Source organism: Streptomyces sp. SM11 (assembly GCF_002910905.1).
Taxonomy (GTDB): domain Bacteria; phylum Actinomycetota; class Actinomycetes; order Streptomycetales; family Streptomycetaceae; genus Streptomyces.
The window spans coordinates 1-5,150 of the sequence record NZ_NEUE01000045.1 but is presented as its reverse complement, the minus strand read 5'-3'; the positions used below and the strand labels follow the sequence as shown (position 1 = coordinate 5,150).

General features: G+C 72.4%; 6 protein-coding genes. 1 reads left to right on the top strand and 5 read right to left on the bottom strand.

What is annotated here, in order from left to right; translation table 11 throughout:
- Positions 1–172: 172 nt before the first annotated feature.
- The 4 genes from msrA to B9S58_RS02880 form a co-directional block, all read right to left on the bottom strand.
- A complete protein-coding gene (gene msrA / locus B9S58_RS02895) occupies positions 173–838 on the bottom strand; it encodes a peptide-methionine (S)-S-oxide reductase MsrA (protein ID WP_103530576.1) in 666 nt (221 codons plus the stop codon).
- Positions 839–1,026: 188 nt separating this feature from the next.
- Positions 1,027–1,158: a hypothetical protein gene (locus B9S58_RS38680; protein WP_258044164.1), complete on the bottom strand. Its 132-nt coding sequence runs from the start codon at positions 1,156–1,158 to the stop codon at positions 1,027–1,029.
- Between the two features lie 18 nt (positions 1,159–1,176).
- Positions 1,177–1,797, bottom strand: a complete 621-nt coding sequence (locus B9S58_RS02890) for a hypothetical protein (RefSeq protein ID WP_103530575.1) — start codon at positions 1,795–1,797, stop codon at positions 1,177–1,179.
- A gap of 514 nt (positions 1,798–2,311) precedes the next feature.
- Complete coding sequence (locus B9S58_RS02880) at positions 2,312–3,415, bottom strand: hypothetical protein (protein WP_103530573.1); 1,104 nt, start codon at positions 3,413–3,415, stop codon at positions 2,312–2,314.
- Positions 3,416–3,481: 66 nt separating this feature from the next.
- Here B9S58_RS02880 and B9S58_RS02875 point away from each other — a divergent pair, with 66 nt between their 5' ends.
- On the top strand, positions 3,482–4,627 hold the full coding sequence (locus B9S58_RS02875; protein WP_103530572.1) for a cystathionine gamma-synthase: 1,146 nt from the start codon (positions 3,482–3,484) through the stop codon (positions 4,625–4,627).
- A 71-nt stretch (positions 4,628–4,698) separates the two neighbouring features.
- Here B9S58_RS02875 and B9S58_RS02870 read toward each other — a convergent pair whose 3' ends face one another.
- Positions 4,699–4,887, bottom strand: coding sequence for a DUF1059 domain-containing protein (locus B9S58_RS02870; RefSeq protein WP_103530571.1), 189 nt, complete (start codon positions 4,885–4,887; stop codon positions 4,699–4,701).
- Between the last annotated feature and the right edge of the window lie 263 nt (positions 4,888–5,150).

Sequence of the window (5,150 nt, the reverse complement as noted above, 5' to 3'; positions counted from 1 at the left end):
GGCCGGCACCCGCACCTGCTCGCCGCCCTCACCGCGGCGGGCGCCCCGCCCTCGGCCGACCGGGACGCCCTGTTCGTACGGCTGCTGCTGCGGCTGCTTCCGGCGATGCTGACCGATGACGTAGGGCATGAGCCGAACGAAACGAGGGGCCTGGAGGCTCCTGCGGCCGGGGTCAGCCCTCGACCGGGGCCACGCCTATCGGGCAGGACACTCCCGTACCGCCGATGCCGCAGTAGCCGCCCGGGTTCTTGTCCAGGTACTGCTGGTGATACGCCTCCGCCGGCCAGAACGGGCGGCCCTCGGCCGGGAGGATCTCCGTGGTGATCTCCTTGTGGCCCGAGGCCGTCAGGACCTTCTGGTACGCCTCACGGGAGGCGTCGGCGGCCGCTGCCTGGGCGGGGGAGTGGGTGTGGATCGCGGAGCGGTACTGGGTGCCCACGTCGTTGCCCTGGCGGAAGCCCTGGGTCGGGTTGTGCGACTCCCAGAAGAGCTTCAGCAACTCCGTGTACGGGACGACGGCCGGGTCGAAGACGACGCGTACCGCCTCCGTGTGCCCGGTCATGCCCGAGCAGGCCTCCTCGTACGAGGGGTTCTCGGTGTAGCCGCCCTGGTAGCCGACGAGCGTCGTCCAGACGCCCTCGGTCTGCCAGAACTTCCGCTCCGCGCCCCAGAAACACCCCAGCGCGAAGTCCGCCACCTCCAGGCCCTCCGGATACGGGCCCACCAGGGGGTTGCCGAGGACCGTGTGGCGGGAGGGGACGGTGAACTCGGGGACGGGGCGGCCGCGCAGGGCCTGCTCCGGGGTGGGGAGCTCGGGGGTGCGGCGGTTCAGGAACATGCGGGGGCTCCTCCGGGGGGTCGGGGTCCGCTACGGGCGGTGCGGCACGTGACGTACGACGTGGTGAAGACACCGTCGTCACGTACGACGACGCGGTGAAGCCACCGTGACGTACAACGCGGCGGGGGCACCGTGGATTCCTGTGCCCCCGCCGCGTACTCGTGTCCCCTTCCCGGGGCACCGGGTGATCAGGCCCCGGCCGCCTCCCGGACCTGCACGGCGCAGTAGTCGCGCACCTCGACGTACCGCTGCAGGGGATCGCCCGCGTACGTCCACGGGGCGCTGTCGATGTAGCCGTCGATCGCTCGGAACTGCTCCATCGCCTCGTAGCGGTCCTGCTAGTACAGCGTCCAGGCCAGCAGGTGCCGGACCCGGACGATCCACGGGTCGGCCGGGTCGGCCGCGACCGCCGCCGCCAGGTCGGTGAGGCAGGCATCGGCCGCTGCGACGAGCTCCGGGGTCTTGTGGAACGCGTCCGTGTCGGCCTCCTCCTCCGTCGTCTCCTGCTCGAACGCCGCGTACAGCGGGAGGAGGGAGAGCAGCTGCCCGGGGCTGCCCTTCGCCGCCGCCCGCCGGGCGAACTCCTCGGCCAGCTCGTGCGAACCCCGCCACTTCCGGCACCAGTACTGGAGGGCGGCGGCGTGCGCCGCCAGGTGATGCGGGGCACGCTTCTCGACCTCGGCCCACAGCGCCCGGAAGTCTTCGTGCCCGTAGCCGAGGGAGAGGGCGCACGATATCTCCGCGATGTACGGGGACGGGTCGTCGTCGCCGGCCAGTGCCTGGGCCTCGTGGCAGGCCCCCGGGCCTGGGCCATCACCCGGTGGAACCCGGCGAACTGCTCCTGCGTGGTGTACTGCGCCCGCAGTGCGAGCGCGGGTCCTCGCTGACCGCCGCGTTGACGTCGCCGGTGAGCAGGATCTCGTCGGGGGCGCGGGTCCCGACCTGGTGCGCGATGTCACGCACGGTCTGCCAGAGTCGCGGCTCGTGGCTGTCGTCCACCCGTACGCCGGGTACGTCCTCGCCCTCGGGCGTCCGGAGCATGAACATGCCCCGGATGATCGGGACGGCGAGCACGGCGCTGACGATGAAGACCTTCAGCGCGAAGGCGCCGGGAGTGTGTACGGCTGCCACCCGGTCGACGGCTGCCAGGGCGGCGAGCAGGACGAGGCCAGCAGATAGAAGCCTGCGAGCAGGACAAGAGCGCGCGTGGCGCGCAGTGTTGGGCCCATCGGGCAGTTCCCCCCCCCACGGGAAAGGAAGACGTCCCGCCCACGGGCACGCGGGGCGCCGGGTCGGTACGCGAGATGAACAAGGGGCGTGCCGACCGTGGGTGTCGGACGTGCGTGTGGGGGGAACCGGATGACGTCCCACCGGATGAGGCGGCGGCAACGCGGATTCGCCCTGGTCCGCAGCCGTTCCCGCACTGTTCTCAGTGGGCCGGCTTCTGCCCTCCGGGGGACAGCTGCCGCACCTTCAGTGCGGCAGCGTCGCCGGGCTGCCGCCGTTCGCCTCGTACCCCGCGACCGCCAGCGCCCGGTAGACCGTGTACTGCGCCGCCGGGTCCGTGTCCGCCGTCCAGGGCAGCGCGCCCACATGGCCGTCCACGCGGACCAGCTGGTGCATCGCCTCCGACCAGCGCTCCATGTGGACCAGGAACAGCACCAGCAGATGCCGGACATGGGCCAGCATCGGGTCGTCCGGACGCGCGGCGTGCACCGCGAACATCGCGCCCTCGACCGCCTTGGTCACCACCTGGCCGCGGTAGAAACCCTGCACCAGGTTGACCTCCGGCAGGTGCTCGTACACCGCGAACAGCGGCAGCGCCGCCAGCAGCGAACCCCGCGGGGCGCGGGCGGCGGCGGCCGTGGCGAAACGGTCGGCGTCCGCGCGCGAGCCGTGCCACTTCTCGCAGTGGAAGTGCAGCGCCGCGATGTGCGCGCCCATATGGGCCGGGGCCCGGTCGATGATCTTCGCCCAGAGCTGGTCGAACTGCTCGGGGGTGTAGTTCAGGCCCCGGGCCACCGCGAGCTCCACGATGTACGGGACGGGGTCGCCCGGCGCGAGCAGGGCCGCCTCGCCGCAGACCGCACGGGCCTCCTCCAGGATGATCCGGAAGTCGTCGCTGCCCGCGGCCGAGGACCGCCACGCCTGCTGCACCAGGAACTCCGCGTGCACCGCCGCACCGCCCGCGTCCTTCGGGGACTCCGCGCGCCAGGTCCGCAGCCACGCGCCGCCCGCGCCGGGCCGCTGTGCCAGCTCCAGCGAGGCCGCGCCCGCGAAGGCCTGGATCCGCTGCCAGCGCACCTCGCCCTCCTTCGGTGTCCCGGCGAGCAGCTGGGCGGCGGCCCGCCAGTCCTGGGTGCCCTGGACGACGTCGAGCACGTCCAGGAGGTCCTGGTCGGGGCCCGGCATCCGGACGTCGAGCTCCTCCTGGCGGGCGAAGCCGTACGTGTCCGGGTCGGCGGCGTCCGGTGAACCGGGGGCGACCTGGCGGATACCGCCCCGGCTGCGCATGACCCAGGGGCCGATGATCGCCGCGAGCATGCACATCGCGAGCAGGAACAACAGAATCTCCATGAGTCCATTGTCCCCGGAGCGGCGAGTGGCCGGTAAGGGCCCTCTTCACGAACTACGCTCGGCCCCATGAGCGACCAGCACAGCTTCGAAACCCTCGCCATCCACGCGGGGAACACCGCCGACCCCCTCACCGGCGCGGTGGTTCCGCCGATCTACCAGGTGTCCACCTACAAGCAGGACGGCGTGGGCGGACTGCGCGGCGGTTACGAGTACAGCCGCAGCGCCAACCCGACCCGCACCGCGCTGGAGGAGAACCTCGCGGCCCTCGAAGGCGGCCGTCGTGGTCTCGCCTTCGCCTCCGGCCTCGCCGCCGAGGACTGCCTCCTGCGTACGCTGCTGACCCCCGGCGACCACGTGGTCATCCCGAACGACGCGTACGGCGGCACGTTCCGGCTGTTCGCGAAGGTCGCCTCGCGGTGGGGTGTGGAGTTCTCCGTGGCCGACACCTCGGACGTGGCGTCCGTCCGGGCCGCGCTCACCCCGCGCACCAAGGCGGTCTGGGTGGAGACCCCGTCCAACCCGCTGCTCGGCATCACCGACATCGCCGCCGTGGCCCAGGTGGCCCGGCAGGCCGGGGCCCGCCTCGTCGTCGACAACACCTTCGCCTCGCCCTACCTCCAGCAGCCCCTCGCGCTCGGCGCGGACGTCGTCGTGCACTCCACCACCAAGTACATGGGCGGCCACTCCGACGTCGTCGGCGGCGCGCTCGTCGTCAGCGACCCGGAGCTCGCCGAGGAGCTGGCGTACCACCAGAACGCCATGGGCGCGGTCGCCGGACCCTTTGACGCCTGGCTCGTGCTGCGCGGCATCAAGACCCTCGCCGTCCGCATGGACCGGCACACCGAGAACGCCACCAAGGTCGCCGACCTGCTGACCCGGCACCCCAAGGTCTCCCAGGTCCTCTACCCGGGCCTGCCCGAGCACCCGGGCCACGAGGTCGCCGCCAAGCAGATGAAGTCCTTCGGCGGCATGGTGTCCTTCCGCGTCGCGGGCGGCGAGGAGGCGGCGGTCGAGGTCTGCAACCGGGCGAAGCTCTTCACGCTCGGCGAGTCCCTCGGCGGTGTGGAGTCCCTCCTGGAGCACCCGGGCCGGATGACGCACGCCTCCGCCGCCGGCTCCCCGCTGGAGGTCCCGGCCGACCTGGTCCGGCTCTCCGTCGGCATCGAGAACGGCGACGACCTGCTCGCCGACCTCACCCAGGCACTGGGCTGACGCGGCGGAAGTGACAGGGGCGCCCGCCGGGTCCGGTGGGCGCCCCTCGCGTTCAGAAGCTCACCTTCTCGTCAGCTCACCTTCTCGTCCTCCAGCATGCCCCTGACCTGCTCGCGCAGTTCGGGACCGTCCTCGTGCCCGTGGACCGAAGCGGCGTGCTCGCTCGCGGCGCGGACGACCTCGTCCTCCTCACCGGTGATGGTGAGGGTGCAGTTCGTCTCGCTCGGATACTTGCGACAGTCCGCGATCTTCCTGGTCATCACGGCCTCCTCGGCTCGTACGACGACCGACTCCTCCAGCGTAGGCCTCTCGGGGGTTGCCCGGCGGATCATGACCGGGACCCCAACGCCTCACCAGCCGTCCAACGGCGGAGTGACCCGGGCGGGCTCGGGCGCCCACGGCTGCTCGACGCCGACCCAGACGAGGAACGCGGCGAGCGCCAGGCCCAGCAGCCAGCCCGCCGTCCGGTGCGCCGCCCGGCGCAGCCGCAGACGGCGTCCGCCGTGCCGGACCGCCCGAGCGG

Bases quoted from the DNA above. Each gene is read 5' to 3' on its own strand.
- B9S58_RS02880 (WP_103530573.1), bottom strand. From the start codon at position 3,415: ATGGAGATTCTGTTGTTCCTGCTCGCGATGTGCATGCTCGCGGCGATC.
- B9S58_RS02875 (WP_103530572.1), top strand. From the start codon at position 3,482: ATGAGCGACCAGCACAGCTTCGAAACCCTCGCCATCCACGCGGGGAAC.
- B9S58_RS02870 (WP_103530571.1), bottom strand. From the start codon at position 4,887: ATGACCAGGAAGATCGCGGACTGTCGCAAGTATCCGAGCGAGACGAAC.
- B9S58_RS38680 (WP_258044164.1), bottom strand. From the start codon at position 1,158: ATGGAGCAGTTCCGAGCGATCGACGGCTACATCGACAGCGCCCCGTGG.
- msrA (WP_103530576.1), bottom strand. From the start codon at position 838: ATGTTCCTGAACCGCCGCACCCCCGAGCTCCCCACCCCGGAGCAGGCC.